This is a genomic window from Pseudolabrys taiwanensis, from assembly GCF_003367395.1.
Taxonomy (GTDB): domain Bacteria; phylum Pseudomonadota; class Alphaproteobacteria; order Rhizobiales; family Xanthobacteraceae; genus Pseudolabrys; species Pseudolabrys taiwanensis.
The window spans coordinates 5,237,577-5,253,492 of sequence record NZ_CP031417.1 but is presented as its reverse complement, the minus strand read 5'-3'; the positions used below and the strand labels follow the sequence as shown (position 1 = coordinate 5,253,492).

The window sequence follows — 15,916 nt, the reverse complement described above, 5'->3', positions numbered from 1 at the left end:
CCGCTGGACCCCCACCCGCCGACCTTCGGTCGGCGGCCTCCCCCTCAGGGGGAGATAGAAGAGAAGAGTTCACCCGAACAAACTGCCCTGGCCGCCTGAGCTCTCGTCATCACCGCGCGTGCGCGGCTTGGCCGTCGGTTTCATCTTGGGCTTTGCCGCATCGGGCGCGGGTGGCGAGGCGGGTTTGGCCTCGCCACCCGCCACGGCATTGATACGGCCGTCGGCGAACTCGATCTCCAGCCGCGCGCCGCGCGCAACGGCGGACGCGCTGTGCAACGGATGCCCGTCGCCGTCGCGCACCAGCGCGAAGCCGCGCTTGAGCACTTCGCGATAGGAGAACGCCGCGAGCAAGCGCTCGGCGCGCTCCACGCGCGCCATGCGCTGCGCCAGCAGCGTGCGCATCGCGCGCCCCGCCGCATTGCCGCAGGCGCTGACGCGGTCGCGGGAGCGCGCGATCCGCGCCTGATGCGCCTGCGCATTGGCGACGACGCTGGTGCGCAGCCGACGGTTCAAGTTCTCATAGCGCTCGCGCCGGCGCTCCACCGTGTTGCGCAGGAGCTGCGGCGCCAGACGCGAGGCGACACGCGAATATTGCGTGTGATGGAGCTGCGCATTGGCACGCAGCGCGCGCGGCAGACGCTCCGCGAGGCTGTCGAGCTGCTGACGCGGCTGCGCCAGGATGTCCTTCGGCAGCGCTCGCGTGAGCAGCGTCAGTTCCTTGCGGCGCTGCTCGAGACCGCGCTGCCAGCAGGCGAGCTTGCGGTCCATCAGCTTGCTGATGCGCGCCAGCAGTTCGCCGCGCACCGGCACCGCCATCTCCGCGGCGGCGGTCGGCGTCGGCGCGCGCTTATCGGAGGCGAAGTCGATGAGCGTGATGTCGGTTTCGTGGCCCACGGCCGAGATCAGCGGGATCATGCTGCCCGCCGCCGCGCGCACGACGATCTCTTCGTTGAACGACCACAGGTCCTCCAGCGAACCGCCGCCGCGCGCGACGATGATGAGATCGGGTCGTGGCAACGGGCCGCCCTCAGGCAGATCGTTGAAACCCTGGATGGCGTTGGCAACTTCAGCGGCGCTGGTCTCGCCCTGCACGCGGACCGGCCACACCAGCACCCGCCGCGGAAAGCGGTCGGCCAGCCGGTGCAGAATGTCGCGGATGACGGCACCGGTCGGCGACGTCACAACGCCGATCACTTCGGGGAGGAACGGCAACAGTTGCTTGCGCGCCTCATCGAACAACCCCTCGGCGGCGAGCTTCTTCTTGCGCTCCTCGAGCAACTTCATCAGCGCGCCGATGCCGGCGGGCTCGAGACTGTCGATGACGATCTGATACTTGGACGAACCGGGGAACGTGGTCAGCCGGCCGGTGGCGATGACGTCGAGGCCCTCCTCGGGCTTCACCCGCATGCGGCCGTAGACGCCTTTCCAGATGACCCCTTCCAGGACCGCCTTGTCGTCCTTGAGGCGGAAATAGCAGTGCCCCGAAGGTGAGGCACCGCGGAAGCCGGACACCTCACCGCGCACGCGCACATAGCCGTAGGCGTCCTCGACCGTGCGCTTGAGCGCTGCCGAGAGCTCGGAAACGGACCATTCGGCGATATTCCCGCGGGGCGCCGCGGGTTCCGTATCGGCTACCGCCTCGTTCCTGATTCTGCCGTTAGCCATGCCCCCCTATACGCCCTGCCAGCCGGGGGCGGAATACCACGGGCAAGGTCCTATCAACCCTTTTGGCCCACCCTGGCGTGTGGAGGCGGCGACCATGACCAATCCACACGCGCATGAGCTTGAGGCCCGCAAAGTGCGGGTCCGCTGCACAGAGTGCCGCACGACTTTCCACGAGCGGTTGAACCGCATCATGCACGGCGACCGGGTCCGCTGCCCGACCTGCCACAACGAGATGCGCTTCCACAACATCGGCCACATCCACGAGCATGAAAGCGTGGAGGCCTTCATCCACCATGTCGAGCAACGCACCGCCCACCCGCACTTCACGGTGGCGCATATCGACGACGACTGACCGCCCTGTCGACAAGGGCCGGTTCCCCCTTGTCCTTCCCTCCCCCGCCCGCTAACCCCACCGGGAACGGACGGGACCTTCCATGAACATCCTCATCCTTGGCTCCGGCGGGCGCGAGCACGCACTGGCCTGGAAAATCGCCGCGAGCCCCCTGGTCGGCACGCTCTATTGCGCGCCCGGCAATGCCGGCATCGCGCAGGAGGCGGAATGCGTCGCCCTCGACATCGCCGACCACAAGGCGGTCATCGCCTTCTGCAAGGACAAGAAAATCGAGTTCGTGGTCGTCGGTCCCGAAGCGCCGCTGTGCGCCGGCATTGCCGACGATCTGGAAGCGGCCGGCATCAAGACCTTCGGCCCGAGCAAGTGGGCGGCACGGCTCGAAGGCTCGAAGGGCTTCACCAAGGACCTGTGCAAGGCCAACAATATTCCGACCGCGGCCTATGAGCGTTTCAAAGGCGCCGCCGCGGCGAAAGACTATGTGCGCGCGAAAGGCGCGCCGATCGTGGTCAAGAACGACGGCCTTGCCGCCGGCAAGGGCGTCGTCGTCGCCGGCACCGTCGAGGAAGCTGAAGCCGCCATCGACATGATGTTCGACGGGGGGCTGGGCGAGAAGGCGTGGGAGATCGTCATCGAGGATTGCCTCGTCGGCGAGGAAGCGTCGTTCTTCGCGTTGTGCGACGGCGAGACCGCGATCCCGCTCGCATCCGCGCAAGACCACAAGCGCGTCTTCGACGGCGACAAGGGCCCGAACACGGGCGGCATGGGCGCCTATTCGCCCGCGCCGGTTATGACGCCCGAGATGAACCAGCGCGTGATGGACGAGATCATCCTGCCGACCGTGCGCGCGCTGAAGACGATCGGCGCGCCGTACAAGGGCGTGTTGTTCGCCGGCCTGATGATCACCGAGGACGGCCCGCAGCTCATCGAATACAACGTGCGCTTCGGCGATCCGGAGACGCAGGTGCTGATGCTGCGTCTGATGTCGGATTTCCTCCCGGCGCTGATCGCGGCGCGCGACGGACAACTCAAGCACTTCGACCTGCGCTGGTACGACGACGCGGCGCTCACGGTGGTCATGGCCGCGAATGGATATCCTGGCCCGTATGAGAAGGGCTCCGTCATCAACGGCCTCGACAAGGCCGCGGCAGTCGATGGCGTAGAGATCTTCCATGCCGGCACCAAGAGCGACGGCACGCACATCCTCGCCAATGGCGGGCGCGTGTTGAACGTATCGGCGCGCGGCAAGACGGTGCGCGAAGCGCAAGAACGCGCTTACGCCGCCGTCGATCGCATCGACTGGCCGCAAGGCTTCTGCCGCCGCGACATCGGCTGGCGCGCGATCACGCGGGAACAGTAAGCGGCTCACACCGAGCTAACGAAGACGTGTGGGCGCGCCGCGGGATTCCGGCTGGCGCAGAGCATAACGATCGCTATCTCCGACACGTGGCGGTGGACACGTTGGAGATTGCTTATGAAAGCGCTTGTCACCGCTCTCGCGCTCGTGACGCTTGCGTCGTCGACCGCCCTGGCTGCGGCTCCCCATCACTACCGACGTCGTGCGCCGGAACGCGCTGCGCCGCAGTACTATCATCCGGGGCGCCTCGTGCCGCTGCTTGTCTCGCCTGGGCAAGGACCTCGGCCCGCCGGCACGACGTGGCACGATCACGCACGGTATGGAGAGCTGCCGTATCCAACGGGCACATGGGCGCGCTCACAAGACGGTGAGCGGTACCAACGCGTCGACAGCTATGATGTCGTGCTCAATGGCCAAATCGTCGGCCGCGATCCCGATCCCAACATTCGTTTTCAGCTGTTGCGCGAAGCTGGCTTCCCGCCTCCGTAACGGGATAGTGCTGCGTCTGCATAACATAGTTGGCGCCTCTGCATGCCGATGCCGCCGCACGTCGCATCACCGATAATTTAACTTCCGCGTTATGCCGCTTTCCTTGCGCTCGCGCGTTGTAGGCGGGGGGCTTAGCGAGGGAGATTCATCATGCGAACATTCATCGTCGCGACAGCCCTGGTGACCATGATGGCGACGCCTGTCCTGGCGCAACGCGCGGTCAATGACGGTGGCCCGATGTGGCCATCGACCATGGCCGCTCCCGCCCCGGCAAGCCCGCAGATGCAACGCGCCTGGCGCAACGGCCGAGGCGCTTACGCAGCGGCGCCCGAGAGCGGTGCGATCGCGGCCACGGGCGGCCTGTACGAGAACGGCGATTACGTCGGCTGGGACCCGGATCCGAACATCCGCTTCCAGCTCCTGCGCGATCCGAAGGGCGCAGGGTCGCAGTAACGTCGAAAGCGCCGCGCACGGCGCGTCAAAACAGCAAAGCCCGGTGCTCGCGCACCGGGCTTTGCTACGTCTACGGAGGCATGTAACCTTCGCCACGACGTCGGCCAAGAACGTCGCCATCAGCACGATAACGCGCGTCCTCGGACGCGCTTCGGGGAGTTTGTTCTGAATGCATCCTGTGCTTCGCCTCTACGAAGACGTCCTTTCAAGCGCCGAAAACGTCGAATTCCGCCTGCCGCCGTTGCCGCGCTTCGTCTTCGTCGTCCAAGGCACGGCCACGATCGACGGCAATGTTCTTGGCGCGGGCAAGGCCTGGCACGGCGAGGATACGGTCACCATCAAGCCCGGCGCGGAAGGGGTGACCTGTTGGCGTTGGGAACTGGCGCGCGGCGACCAGGGTTCGACCACCGCCAATGCGCCCGGCATGGCGACGCACGAGAAGCTTTCCGCGTTCCTGGAGACGCTGCCCAAGGGCGAGTTGCTGATGCGCGGCGACAGCGTCGCCTTTCCCCCGGGCGGCTGCGCCTACACGCACCGGCATCAAGGCCCCGGCATCCGCTGCCTCATCGAGGGCGGCATCAGGATCGACACGCATGGCCGCTCGACCTCTTACGGGCCGGGCGGCGCCTGGCATGAATCCGGGACGGACCCGGTCTTCGCGCAGGCGGCGCAAGATCGCCCGAGCCGTTTCATCCGCGTGATGGTGCTGCCCCGCGCGCTCGTCGGCAAAAGCTCGATCGAGTACGTCAACGAAGAAGACAAGGCGAAGCCGAAGGCGCAGCAATACGAGATCTTCGCCGATGCGCCGATTTCCTTCGGCCTGAAAAAGTAACGGCACCGTCATGACCGGCATCGACCGTCAGGAGGCCTTCTCCGGCACCAAGGAGGCCGCGCCCGCGCTGCGCCTCGATGAAGCGCGGCTTGCCGATTATCTCGCGCGCCACATCGACGGCTTCGCCGGACCATTGACGGCCAAGCAATTCAAGGGCGGACAGTCGAACCCGACTTACCTCTTGGAAACGCCGACGCGGCGTTACGTGTTGCGCCGCAAGCCGCCGGGGAAACTGTTGCCGTCGGCGCACGCGGTCGATCGCGAATTCCGCGTCATCAGCGCGCTGCATGCGCAAGGCTTTCCGGTCGCCGCGCCGCTTTGCTACTGCGCCGACGAGAGCGTTGCCGGCACCGCTTTCTATGTGATGGGCTTTGCCGATGGCCGCGTGTTCTGGGAGCCGCAGATGCCCGGCTCCAATCCGGCCGAGCGCGCGGCACTGTACGACTCCATGAATGAGACCATCGCGCGGCTGCACGCCTTCGATCCCGCCGCGATCGGGCTCGGCGACTTCGGCAAAGGCGAGAACTACGTCGCGCGCCAAGTCGATCGCTGGTCGAAGCAATACCGTGCTTCCGAAACGGAAAAGATCGAGGCGATGGAGCGGCTGATCGAATGGCTGCCGCGGCACATCCCGCCGTCGGGGCCGGTGCGGCTGGTGCACGGCGACTATCGCATCGACAATCTGATCGTCGCCCGCGGCGAGCCCAAGGTCATCGCGGTGCTCGATTGGGAGTTGTCGACGCTCGGCGATCCGCTCGCCGACTTCAGTTATCATCTGATGGCTTGGCACATGCCTTATTCGGAAGCCGCGGCCGGCACCGCGACGCTTGTCGGCCACGATCTCGGCGCGCTCGGCATCCCATCGATGGCCGACTATGTCGATGACTATGTGGCGCGCACGGGGCTCGATCCGCGGCCGCATCTTCCGACCTATCTCGCCTATAACTTCTTCCGCATCGCCGCCATTCTGCAAGGCATCATCGGCCGCGTGCGCGACGGCACAGCGACGAGCGATTTCGCGCCGGCCAAGGCCGATATGATCCGCCCGCTCGCCGATAAGGCCTGGGAGTTCGCCCGCGCGGCCGGCGCCTAGCGGCCGGACGGCCTCAACAGACCCTTACCGCGTTTGATCTAATTGCAGCGGGCTTCATTGCCATTCGTTTGAAGTTCAAGGCTAGCTTGCATCGCACAACAGCAGCAAAGCGTTGCATCGATGCGCGTCAAAGACATTGGCCTTCAGATGATCATGCCGAAGACAGGGACATCGCAGGAGCAGCAGACGCCCCCGCAGCAGCAAGCGAATGCGCGCGGCCGGGACGATACACCCGAATTGAAAGTGCCGCCCGCCCAGGGCCTCGGCAAATTCGTCGACAAATCGGTGTAACAGTCGAGTCGCCCCCGCGCAGGCGAGCGGGCGACTATCTCCTCGTCTGGAAGAACTCTTTCAACAACGTGGCTGCCTCGCTCTCGCCGATGCCGGAATAGACCTCCGGCCGGTGATGACAGGTCGGCGCGGCGAAGAAGCGCACGCCGTGCTCGACCGCGCCGCCCTTGGGATCGGCCGCGCCAAAGTAGAGCCGCCGGATGCGGGCGAACGACATCGCCCCCGCGCACATCGTGCAGGGCTCGAGCGTCACGTACAGATCGCAATCGGTCAGCCGCTCGGTGCCGAGAGCCGCCGACGCCTGACGGATCGCCAGCAGCTCGGCATGCGCCGTCGCATCCTTGTCGGCGAGGGTGCGGTTGCCGGCGCGCGCCACCACCGCGCCGTCGCGCACGATGACGCAGCCCACCGGCACCTCCCCGCGCGCCGCGGCGGCACGGGCTTCGTCGAGGGCCAATTGCATAAAGGAGGGCGGCGGCATTCGGTCTCCGTCACGCCCGGCACCCGGATCCGGCTTGGGCCGGCCCGGGCATAAACCTTGTGCCGGGCATCCACGTCTTCTACACGCTGCACAAAGACAGACGTGGATGGCCGGGACAAGCCCGGCCACGGCGTGGAGAGGCATGTGGCCGACAAACCGACCCCGAACGACGGCGACCGCATCGCCAAGGTGATCGCCCGCGCGGGCCTCGCCTCCCGCCGCGAGGCGGAGGCCTGGATCGTGGAAGGCCGGGTGTCGGTCAACGGCAAGGCCATCACCTCGCCCGCGCTCAATGTCGGCCCGCGCGACCGCATCACCATCGACGGCCAGCCGCTGCCGCGCAAGGCGCGCACACGGCTGTTCCTCTACAACAAGCCGCGCGGCTTGGTGACGACGCATTCCGATCCCGAGGGGCGGCCGACCATCTTCGCGTCGCTGCCCAAGGAGCTGCCGCGCGTCATCAGCGTCGGCCGGCTCGACATGAATACCGAGGGCCTGCTGCTGCTCACCAATGACGGAGGGCTGGCGCGCGCCTTGGAGCTGCCGGCCACCGGCTGGCGGCGCACCTACCGCGTGCGCGCGCTCGGCCGCGTGCTGCAGCCCGCGCTCGACGCGCTCAAGAAGGGGGTCACGGTCGACGGCATCCACTACGGGCCGATCGAGGCGACGCTCGACCGCGAGCAAGGCGCCAATGTGTGGCTGACCTTCACCATCCGCGAGGGCAAGAACCGCGAGGTGCGCAAGGTCCTGGAGTCGCTCGGGCTGAAGGTGAACCGGCTGATCCGCGTGTCTTACGGACCGTTCGAACTCGGCGAAATCGACGACGGCGAGGTGCGGGAGGTCGAGACGCCATCGCTGCGCAAAGCGCTCGGTCCCGACCTTGCCAAGCAGGCGGAGGCGGATTTCGAAGGTCCGTTGGAGAGCCCTCCTCCGCTCATTCCCGCCAAGGCCGGACTCCAGAAGGATACGCGGCAAGGCCGCGCGGGGGCTCGCGCGGGAGCCGATAAAGCGCCGTCGCCGTCGCCCTTCGAGGGCCGCGGCCGGCGCCCACCTCACGATGACGATGAAAGGCGGCCCAAGCGCAAAAAGCCGCTACACAACAAGCGCAAGCGCCCCGACCGTTCCGGCGGGCCACGGCCCAAATATCCGAGACCGACATAATGCGCGTCGTCGGCGGACGTCTGCGCTCGCGCCCGATCGCGGGGCCGAAGGGCCAAGGCTTGCGGCCGACGGCCGACCGGCTGCGCGAGGCGCTGTTCAACATCCTGATGCACGCTTACGGCGATCCGGTCAGCGGCGCGCGCGTGCTCGATCTTTTCGCCGGCACGGGCGCGCTCGGCATCGAAGCCAGTTCGCGCGGCGCGGCCTTTGTGCTGTTCGTCGATGACGGCGTCGAAGCGCGCTCGCTCTTGCGCGGCAACACCGAGACACTCGGTCTAGGGGGCACGACGCGCATCTTCCGCCGCGACGCCACCAAGCTCGGGCCGTGTTATCCGCTGGAGCCGTTCTCGCTGGTGTTCGCCGATCCGCCTTACGGCAAGGGCCTCGCGGAGAAAGCCCTGGCGTCGGCGCGCGACGGCGGCTGGTTCAAGCCACAGGCTTTGATCGTGGTCGAGGAAGCGGTCGACGCGGCGTTCAAGGCGCCCGAGGGCTTCGAGGAGCTCGAGCGCCGCGCTTACGACGATACGGAGTTTGTGTTTTTGCGCGGGCCTTAGTCCCGTCATCCCGGGCGAGCGAAGCGAGACCCGGGATCCAGTACTCCGTGCCCTATCGATTCTGCTGCGGTGTACTGGATGCCCATCGCAAGTCGGCTATAGCCGACTTGCGCACTTTAATGGCGGACATCGGGTAAACCCGATGTCCGCGCGCGGGCATGACAGGATCACCTTCTCCCAAACAGCTTCTCGATATCCGTCAGCTTCAACTCGACGTAAGTCGGGCGGCCATGATTGCACTGGCCGGAATTCGGCACAGCTTCCATCTCGCGCAGGAGCGCGTTCATTTCGTCGGGCTTGAGCCGGCGGCCGGCGCGCACCGAGCCATGGCAAGCCATCGTCGCCGAAACATGCAGCAAACGCCGCTCCAGCGGCAATGAATCGTCCCACTCCGCCATGTGCTCGGCGAGATCGGTCACCAGACCGCGCACGTCGATTTCGCCGAGCATTGCCGGCGTCTCGCGTACCGCCACGGCACCGGGGCCGAAGCTCTCGACGACGAGACCGAAGCGCGCCAGATCATCCGCGCGCGCGACGAGGCGCGCGGCGTCGGCCTCGTCGAGTTCGACGATCTCCGGGATGAGCATGATCTGCCGGGCGACGCCAGTCTTCTCGATCGCCGCCTTCATGCGCTCATAGACGATACGCTCGTGCGCCGCGTGTTGATCGACGATGACGAGACCGTCGCGCGTCTGCGACACGATGTAGGTCTCATGCACCTGCGCGCGCGCGGCGCCCAACGGATGCTCGATCAAATCCGGCTGCGGCTCGAACTTGGCGACCGCCGTATCGGCAGACGGCGTGCCGACATCGAACGCAGCCTGTGCGACTTCGGCGAAGCCGAGCGCGGTGGCGCTGCGCCCCTGCACCATCGGCAGAGGCCGCGCCGGCGAACGCCGCCAGTCATAACCGCGTGACGGCGCCACGGCGGGACGGAACGTGGCGATGGTCGCACCGCCGCCGGTCGAGGCCGCGCGCTGGCCTTCGCGCGCCAATGCGTCCTTCAGCGCACGCACGATGAGGCCGCGCACCAGATTGCCGTCGCGAAAACGCACCTCGGTCTTGGCCGGATGCACGTTGACGTCGACCTCGCGCGCGTCGATCTCGACGAACAACGCCAGCAGCGGATAACGGTCGCGCGGCAGGTAATCGGCATAGGCGGCGCGCACCGCGCCGACCAGCACCTTGTCGCGCACCGGACGGCCGTTGACGAACAGATACTGGCCGAGCGAGTTGGCCCGCGACAATGTTGGCAGGCCGGCGAAGCCGGTGAGCCGCACGCCTTCGCGTTCGGCGGCGACAGCGATGGCATTGCCGCGGAAGTCCTGGCCGAGCACGTCGCCCAGCCGCGCCAACGGCTCTTGTTCCGGCGCCTGCCCCCAGGTCACCGGCGCGCGCTCCTCGCCGGCGAGCGTGAAGGCGACGTCGGGCCGGCTCATGGCCAGACGCCGCACGACCTCGCGCACCGCTTCCGCTTCGCTGCGGTCGGTCTTGAGGAATTTCAAACGCGCGGGCGTCGCGTAGAACAGGTCGCGCACTTCGATCGTCGTGCCCTGGGTCAAGGCCGCCGGCTTGATCTCCGACTTGTGGCCGGCGTCGACCGTGAGCGTCCACGCGTGCGGCTCGCTGCCGTGGCGCGTGGTGATGCTCAGCCGGGACACCGAGCCGATCGACGGCAAGGCTTCGCCACGGAAGCCCAAGGTGTGGATCGCCATGAGGTCGTCGCCATCGAGCTTGGACGTGGCGTGGCGCTCGACGGAGAGATCGAGATCGGTGCGCGTCATGCCGGCGCCGTCGTCGGTGACGCGGATCAGCCGCCGGCCGCCACCGTCGGTAAGCACGTCGATGCGCTTGGCGCCGGCGTCGAGCGCGTTCTCGACCAGTTCCTTGACGACGCTCGCCGGTCGCTCGACCACCTCGCCGGCGGCGATGCGGTTGACGACGGCTTCGGACAGTTGGCGGACGGGCATTAAAAAACAGGGCCTGATTCGAAGTTCTCCGGGACTCTACCGGCCGAACCGGGCCGCCGCGAGGCGGGGGTGGCCGCTGTGCCCGTTATCCTTTTCTTGTCGTCCCCGCGCAGGCGGGGACCCATAGCCCCTGCCCTATCGTGATGCTGCAGCGTATGGGTCCCGGGCCTCGCGGAGCCTGTCATCGGGCCGCGCTTCGCGCGGACCCGTTGGCTCGCCCGGGACGACAGTCAATCCCACCCGCCCTTGCGCATGGCCTTGACCTCGCTGCGGCGCTTTTTGCCCTCGACCCGCTTTTTCTTTTCGGACTTCGGCACCTTGGTCTCGCGGCGTACCGTCGGCCTGACCGCCGCCTGACGGATCATCTCGAACAGCCGCTCGCGCGCTTCGGCGCGATTGCGCGACTGGTCGCGGTGCTCCTGCGCCACGATGACGATGACGCCATCCTTGGTCAGCTTCGAGCCGGCGAGCTTCATCAGGCGGATGGCGACGTCATTCGGCAGCGACCGCGAACGTCGCGCATCGAAACGCAATTGCACCGCCGACGACACCTTGTTGACGTTCTGCCCGCCCGGGCCCGAGGCGCGAACGAACGACTCCTCAAGTTCGGAATCGTCGATGGAAATGGTGTCGGTGACGCGGTGCATGGTACGGCGAATGTACCTGTCATCGCCGGAATTGTCGCGGCGATCTCGCTGAGGGACGCGGCCTGCCCTCCTACGGGATGGCCGGGGCAAGCCCGGCCGTGACAAGGAAAGTCACACCCCTTCCACGAACACCAACGTCCGCTCCAGCGCTCCGGCGTTGCGGATATTCAGCGCCTGAGCATATTCGGGCGAGGCGTACCATTCTCGCGCCCGCGCCATGTCGGGAAACTCGACGACGATGAGCCGCCGGTCCGGATCGCGTGTGCCTTCGACGCATTCGGCGTCGCCGCCGCGCACGATATAACGGCCGCCATACTTTTCGATCGAGGCGGACGCCAAGGGGCGATAGCGCTCGATCAAGTCCTGATCGAGGAACTTCACGTCCGAGATGACGTAGGCCGACATGGGCTCAGCCCATCAGATACTTCTTGGCCAGAACCTTGCCTTCTTCGACCGCCGGCTGATCGAAGGCATCGATGCCCATCAGGTGCGCGGCGATGATGGTCTCAAGCATGAAGTGCATCATCAATTCGCCGAGCGATGCTTCGTCGAGCTTGGCGAGCGTAAAGGTCCGCACCGGGCAACCGTTCTTCGCCAACGTTTCCGCCGTGGCGCGGCCCTCCGCCCACACGAGATCGCCGATGGTCTTGCCGGCAAAGCCTGGCTCGCCGGCCAGCTTGGCAAGCTCGGCGTCCATACGCGGGCCCTGCCCTGCGCCGTTCACCAATACGACGTTGAACAGCTTGTCGCGCGGCCCACCGATGAAAAGCTGCACCTGGCTGTGCTGATCGACCGGACCGAGCGCGGCGAGCGGCGTCGTGCCTTTGCCCTGCTTGCCGAGGCTCTCGGCCCAGAGCTGCACGTACCAGTGCGTCAGCCGCTCGAGCCGGTCGGTATAAGCCATCAGCACGCTGATCGCCTTGCCCTTGCTCTCCGCGAGCGAAACGGCAAGCGCGGCGCCGACCGCGGCCGGCACGTCCGCCGGCTTTGCCTTGTTCAACACGGGCGACAACGCCGCCGATGCGCCGGCACGGATCGCGCCGATGTCGAGCCCGATCGCCGCCGCCGGTAGCAGCCCGACATTGGTGAGCGCCGAGTAACGCCCACCGACCTGCGGATCATGATCGAGAAACGCGACCTGATGCTTGGACAAGAGATCGCGCAGGCCGTTGCGCTTGCCATCCTTCACCGGCTCGCTGATGCCGAGGAAGCCGGCACGCGGATCGAGGCCCGCGTGCTTGACGGCGGACAAGGCGGCAATGGTCTGCATCAACGTCTCGGCAGTACCGCCGGACTTCGAGATCGCGACAAAGCGCGTGCTGGCGAGCGGCAGCTTGCCGAGCATGCTCTCGTAAGAATGTGCATCGAGATTGTCGATGAAGTGCAATCGCGGCGGCGCACGCAGCACGCCCACGCCCGGGACGGCATAGCCGGCAAGCTGCGCCAAGGTCTGGCCGCCGAGCGAGGAGCCGCCGGTCCCGAGAATGACGATGTCGCTCGCGCCGTCGGCGAGCTTGCCCGCCGCCTCCTTGATTTGCGCGAGATCGTCTTTCTTTTCCGGCAGCCGCAGAAGCGGCAATGTGCCCTCGCTGTAATGCTGCCGCAGACGGTCGAGCGCGCCTTCCGCGCGCGCCAGTGCCGCGGCGAGCGCGGCGTCGTCGATGCCCTGCGCGCCCACGTTCTTGGCGAGTGCACTGTCGATGGATTGGTTGATTGTCATGAACGAACCTTACGAGCCGACATCGGTCGCGCGAGCGGGACGAACCCTAATCACTAAAGGTTATGATTGTCACAAAACGCTCACGCCCCGGATACCAAATGCCCCGCTTTCGCGGGGCATGACGGTAAACAACGCTCACCCTACTCCGGGGTTCCGGTCGATGTGAGACCTTTCGGCCGGCCGGCCACGGTCACGAGCATGCCCCCGCCATACAGACGCTTCGCCACCCGCTTGGCATCCTCGATCGTGACCGCGTCGATCATGGCGCCGCGGCGCTCGATGTAATCGATGCCCAGCTTGTCGAGCTGGATCTGCGTCAGCTGCGCGGCGATCTTGCCCGAAGTGTCCAGCGACAGCGCGTAAGAGCCCTTCAGGAACGACTTCGCGGCCGCCAGTTCGTCCGCCGTCGGGCCTTCCTCGGCCATGCGCTTGGTTTCTTTCTCGATGATATCCAGCGCGTCGGCCGTGCGGTCCGCGCGCGTGGCCGTGCCACCCAGGATGACGGCCGCGCGCTTGAACCACACCAGGCTGTCGGAAACGCCGTAAGCAAGGCCACGCTTCTCGCGCACTTCGCGATACAGCCGCGAGGAGAAGCTGCCACCGCCGAGAATATGATTGACGATATAGCCCGCCATGAAGTCGGGATCGTTACGCTCGATGCCCGTTCCGCCGAAGGTGACCACCGCCTGGGGCACATCGAGATTGATGACGATGCGACGTCCGAGCCCACGCGGCGTCGCTTCCGGCACCGGCTTGAGGTCGTTCTTGGCCGGCAGGCCGCCGAAGGCGCGGTCGATCAGTTCGCCGGCGGCTTTGGCGTCGATATCGCCGACGATGGAGATCGTCAGCTCGTTGCGCGCGAAGGCGCGCTTCACGTAATCGCGCAGATCGTCGGCGGTGATGCGCGGCACGGTCTCGAGCGAACCCTTGGTTTCGCGGCCGTAAGGGTGATTGGGAAAGGCCGCGCTCCACCAGGCGCGGCTCGCGAGATCGTTCGGGTTCGTCGTCTCGCGGCGCAAGCCTGCCAGTTCCTGACCGCGCACGCGCTCGAGCGCGTCGGCGTCGAAGCGGGGCTTGGTCAGCGCCAGCCGCAACAGATCGAAGGCTTCGTCGCGGTGCTCGTTGAGCGTCCGCACAGAACCGAAGAAGTAATCGCGGCCGACGCGGAAGCTCATCTCGATCGCGCGCTGCTCGAGACGCTCGTGATACGCCTTGCTGTCGAGATCGCCCGCGCCTTCGTCCAGCATGTCGGCGACGAGATTGGCCGTGCCGGACTTCTCCGGCGTGTCCTGACTCGAGCCGCCGTGGAACGCATAGTTGAGCGCGACCAGCGGCGTCGCCTGTTCGCGCACCAGCCAGGCCTCGATGCCGCCCGGGCTGACGATCTTCTCGATCTTCATCGCCGAGGCGGCGGGAGCGCCGCCGACGAAGGCGACCAATGCGAGCGCGAGCGGAGCGATGAAACGGATCATGAGCGGCGCTCCGGCTGCGGGCTGGTGTCTTTGATCAGATAGCCGGTGACCGAGCGGCGCTTGTCGAGCCACTTGCGGGCGGCGTCCTGCACCTCTTGCGCCGAAACCGCGCGAATGCGCTCCGACCAGCCTTGGACGTCCTTGACGGTGCCGCCGGTCGTCAGCGCGCTGCCATACCAGCGCGCCATGGTCGCCTGATTGTCCTGCGCGTAGACGGCATCGGCGATGAGCCGCGTCTTCACGCGATCGAGTTCTTCGGCGGTCACGCCCTTGTCGATCACATCGGCGATCACCGCATCGATCGCACTCTCGAGCTGCGGCAATGTCACGCCCTCGCGCGGCGCGCCGTAAACGCCGAACTTCGACATGTCGAAGGCGGAGGAGTCATACCAGGCGCCGGCCGACACGGCGACGGACTTGTCCACGACCAGTGCGCGGTAGAGCCGGCTGTTGGAGCCACCGCCGAGAATGCTCGAGAGCACTTCGAGCGCCGGCGATTCGCCCGGCTTGGCCGTATGGAAGGAAGGCACCAGATAATCGCGCTGCAGCGTCGGCATCTCGACGCGCGGATCGGCGAGCGTGAGCGAGCGCACCGCGGCCGGCGGCGGCTCCTGCGGACGATTGCGCGGCGGAATGGCGCTGCGCGGCCCGACCTTGCCGTAAGTGTCTTCGGCCAGCTTCTTGGCCTCGGCCGGATCGACGTCGCCGGCGATCACCACTACGGCATTGTTCGGCCCATAGAAGCGCCGATAAAAACCGATGGCGTCGTCGCGGGTGAGCCCTTCCATTTCATGACGCCAGCCGATCACCGGCTTGCCATAAGGATGGTTGAGAAACAGCGCGGCCTCGATCTGCTCGGACAAGCGCGCGCGCGGATTGTTCTCCATGCGCTGGTTGCGCTCTTCGAGAATGACGTCGCGCTCCGGCAGCACCACCGCGTCGGTGAGCTGCAAACCGGTCATGCGATCGGCCTCGAACTCCATCACGGTCTTGAGCTGATCGCTCGGCACGCGCTGGAAGTAACCGGTGTAATCGTTGGAGGTGAAGGCGTTCTCCTGGCCGCCGATGCGGGCGACAACCTGAGAGAACTTGCCTGCCGGATTCTTGGCCGTGCCCTTGAACATCAAATGTTCGAGGAAGTGCGCGAGACCGGATTTGCCCGGCGTCTCGTCGGCGGCGCCGACCTTGTACCAGATCATGTGCGTCACGACCGGCGCGCGATGATCGGGGATGACGACCAGTTCGAGCCCGTTCGAAAGCGTGTAGTCGGCGACTTTGGGACCGCCGCTTTCGGCGGCGACGGCCGACGTGGCGAATGCGGCGCAGCCAAGCAAGGACAACGCCCGCACGACGAATTTTCGATTGAGTGGCACTGTTGGGAC

Annotated in this window: 16 protein-coding genes and 1 pseudogene; 9 read left to right on the top strand and 8 right to left on the bottom strand. The window is 66.5% G+C overall.

Annotated elements, in window-relative coordinates:
- Positions 1-69: 69 nt before the first annotated feature.
- Complete coding sequence (gene xseA / locus DW352_RS25015; RefSeq protein ID WP_115693879.1) at positions 70-1,665, bottom strand: exodeoxyribonuclease VII large subunit; 1,596 nt, start codon at positions 1,663-1,665, stop codon at positions 70-72.
- 94 nt (positions 1,666-1,759) lie between these two features.
- Here xseA and DW352_RS27020 point away from each other — a divergent pair, with 94 nt between their 5' ends.
- From DW352_RS27020 to DW352_RS27010, 7 genes are all read left to right on the top strand, one after another.
- The gene (locus DW352_RS27020) at positions 1,760-2,017 is read left to right on the top strand and encodes a hypothetical protein (RefSeq protein ID WP_162827191.1); all 258 of its coding nucleotides are present in this window, start codon (positions 1,760-1,762) and stop codon (positions 2,015-2,017) included.
- Between the two features lie 82 nt (positions 2,018-2,099).
- Positions 2,100-3,374 carry a phosphoribosylamine--glycine ligase gene (gene purD / locus DW352_RS25010; protein ID WP_115693878.1) on the top strand — a complete coding sequence of 425 codons (1,275 nt, stop codon included), beginning with the start codon at positions 2,100-2,102 and terminating at the stop codon, positions 3,372-3,374.
- A 114-nt stretch (positions 3,375-3,488) separates the two neighbouring features.
- Positions 3,489-3,860 (top strand): hypothetical protein, encoded by a 372-nt coding sequence (locus DW352_RS27015; RefSeq protein WP_162827190.1) that lies wholly within the window; start codon positions 3,489-3,491, stop codon positions 3,858-3,860.
- 150 nt (positions 3,861-4,010) lie between these two features.
- Positions 4,011-4,313 (top strand): hypothetical protein, encoded by a 303-nt coding sequence (locus DW352_RS25005; RefSeq protein WP_115693877.1) that lies wholly within the window; start codon positions 4,011-4,013, stop codon positions 4,311-4,313.
- Between the two features lie 169 nt (positions 4,314-4,482).
- The gene (locus tag DW352_RS25000; RefSeq protein ID WP_115693876.1) at positions 4,483-5,145 is read left to right on the top strand and encodes a hypothetical protein; all 663 of its coding nucleotides are present in this window, start codon (positions 4,483-4,485) and stop codon (positions 5,143-5,145) included.
- A gap of 10 nt (positions 5,146-5,155) precedes the next feature.
- On the top strand, positions 5,156-6,238 hold the full coding sequence (locus DW352_RS24995) for a phosphotransferase family protein (RefSeq protein ID WP_115693875.1): 1,083 nt from the start codon (positions 5,156-5,158) through the stop codon (positions 6,236-6,238).
- 120 nt (positions 6,239-6,358) lie between these two features.
- On the top strand, positions 6,359-6,529 hold the full coding sequence (locus DW352_RS27010; protein WP_162827189.1) for a hypothetical protein: 171 nt from the start codon (positions 6,359-6,361) through the stop codon (positions 6,527-6,529).
- Positions 6,530-6,563: 34 nt separating this feature from the next.
- Here DW352_RS27010 and DW352_RS24990 read toward each other — a convergent pair whose 3' ends face one another.
- Positions 6,564-7,010 (bottom strand): nucleoside deaminase, encoded by a 447-nt coding sequence (locus DW352_RS24990; protein ID WP_115693874.1) that lies wholly within the window; start codon positions 7,008-7,010, stop codon positions 6,564-6,566.
- Positions 7,011-7,145: 135 nt separating this feature from the next.
- On the opposite strand from DW352_RS24990, the pseudogene DW352_RS24985 reads away from it, so the two are divergent.
- A pseudogene (locus DW352_RS24985) lies at positions 7,146-8,171 on the top strand (pseudouridine synthase); the annotation flags it as partial.
- Positions 8,171-8,725 carry a 16S rRNA (guanine(966)-N(2))-methyltransferase RsmD gene (gene rsmD / locus DW352_RS24980; protein WP_115693872.1) on the top strand — a complete coding sequence of 185 codons (555 nt, stop codon included), beginning with the start codon at positions 8,171-8,173 and terminating at the stop codon, positions 8,723-8,725. The pseudogene DW352_RS24985 and the gene rsmD, both read left to right, overlap by 1 nt.
- Positions 8,726-8,892: 167 nt before the next feature.
- Here the strand turns inward: rsmD and mutL are convergent, their stop codons facing one another.
- From mutL to DW352_RS24950, 6 genes are all read right to left on the bottom strand, one after another.
- Positions 8,893-10,695: a DNA mismatch repair endonuclease MutL gene (gene mutL, locus DW352_RS24975; RefSeq protein WP_115693871.1), complete on the bottom strand. Its 1,803-nt coding sequence runs from the start codon at positions 10,693-10,695 to the stop codon at positions 8,893-8,895.
- Between the two features lie 230 nt (positions 10,696-10,925).
- Positions 10,926-11,342 (bottom strand): alternative ribosome rescue aminoacyl-tRNA hydrolase ArfB, encoded by a 417-nt coding sequence (gene arfB, locus DW352_RS24970; protein WP_115693870.1) that lies wholly within the window; start codon positions 11,340-11,342, stop codon positions 10,926-10,928.
- A gap of 111 nt (positions 11,343-11,453) precedes the next feature.
- Positions 11,454-11,747 (bottom strand): DUF1330 domain-containing protein, encoded by a 294-nt coding sequence (locus DW352_RS24965; protein ID WP_115693869.1) that lies wholly within the window; start codon positions 11,745-11,747, stop codon positions 11,454-11,456.
- Between the two features lie 4 nt (positions 11,748-11,751).
- Positions 11,752-13,062 carry a glucose-6-phosphate isomerase gene (locus tag DW352_RS24960; RefSeq protein ID WP_115693868.1) on the bottom strand — a complete coding sequence of 437 codons (1,311 nt, stop codon included), beginning with the start codon at positions 13,060-13,062 and terminating at the stop codon, positions 11,752-11,754.
- A gap of 140 nt (positions 13,063-13,202) precedes the next feature.
- Positions 13,203-14,534 carry a M16 family metallopeptidase gene (locus DW352_RS24955; protein ID WP_115693867.1) on the bottom strand — a complete coding sequence of 444 codons (1,332 nt, stop codon included), beginning with the start codon at positions 14,532-14,534 and terminating at the stop codon, positions 13,203-13,205.
- Positions 14,531-15,907 (bottom strand): M16 family metallopeptidase, encoded by a 1,377-nt coding sequence (locus DW352_RS24950; RefSeq protein WP_245434242.1) that lies wholly within the window; start codon positions 15,905-15,907, stop codon positions 14,531-14,533. Before DW352_RS24950 ends, DW352_RS24955 begins: the two co-directional genes overlap by 4 nt.
- Positions 15,908-15,916 lie beyond the last annotated feature (9 nt).

What these genes read in the sequence shown, in the direction of transcription:
- mutL (WP_115693871.1), bottom strand. Translation starts at nt 10,695, where the DNA reads ATGCCCGTCCGCCAACTGTCCGAAGCCGTCGTCAACCGCATCGCCGCC.
- DW352_RS24965 (WP_115693869.1), bottom strand. Translation starts at nt 11,747, where the DNA reads ATGTCGGCCTACGTCATCTCGGACGTGAAGTTCCTCGATCAGGACTTG.
- arfB (WP_115693870.1), bottom strand. Translation starts at nt 11,342, where the DNA reads ATGCACCGCGTCACCGACACCATTTCCATCGACGATTCCGAACTTGAG.
- purD (WP_115693878.1), top strand. Translation starts at nt 2,100, where the DNA reads ATGAACATCCTCATCCTTGGCTCCGGCGGGCGCGAGCACGCACTGGCC.
- DW352_RS24960 (WP_115693868.1), bottom strand. Translation starts at nt 13,062, where the DNA reads ATGACAATCAACCAATCCATCGACAGTGCACTCGCCAAGAACGTGGGC.
- DW352_RS25005 (WP_115693877.1), top strand. Translation starts at nt 4,011, where the DNA reads ATGCGAACATTCATCGTCGCGACAGCCCTGGTGACCATGATGGCGACG.
- DW352_RS27020 (WP_162827191.1), top strand. Translation starts at nt 1,760, where the DNA reads ATGACCAATCCACACGCGCATGAGCTTGAGGCCCGCAAAGTGCGGGTC.
- rsmD (WP_115693872.1), top strand. Translation starts at nt 8,171, where the DNA reads ATGCGCGTCGTCGGCGGACGTCTGCGCTCGCGCCCGATCGCGGGGCCG.
- DW352_RS27010 (WP_162827189.1), top strand. Translation starts at nt 6,359, where the DNA reads ATGCGCGTCAAAGACATTGGCCTTCAGATGATCATGCCGAAGACAGGG.
- DW352_RS27015 (WP_162827190.1), top strand. Translation starts at nt 3,489, where the DNA reads ATGAAAGCGCTTGTCACCGCTCTCGCGCTCGTGACGCTTGCGTCGTCG.
- DW352_RS24990 (WP_115693874.1), bottom strand. Translation starts at nt 7,010, where the DNA reads ATGCCGCCGCCCTCCTTTATGCAATTGGCCCTCGACGAAGCCCGTGCC.
- DW352_RS24955 (WP_115693867.1), bottom strand. Translation starts at nt 14,534, where the DNA reads ATGATCCGTTTCATCGCTCCGCTCGCGCTCGCATTGGTCGCCTTCGTC.
- DW352_RS24995 (WP_115693875.1), top strand. Translation starts at nt 5,156, where the DNA reads ATGACCGGCATCGACCGTCAGGAGGCCTTCTCCGGCACCAAGGAGGCC.
- DW352_RS25000 (WP_115693876.1), top strand. Translation starts at nt 4,483, where the DNA reads ATGCATCCTGTGCTTCGCCTCTACGAAGACGTCCTTTCAAGCGCCGAA.
- xseA (WP_115693879.1), bottom strand. Translation starts at nt 1,665, where the DNA reads ATGGCTAACGGCAGAATCAGGAACGAGGCGGTAGCCGATACGGAACCC.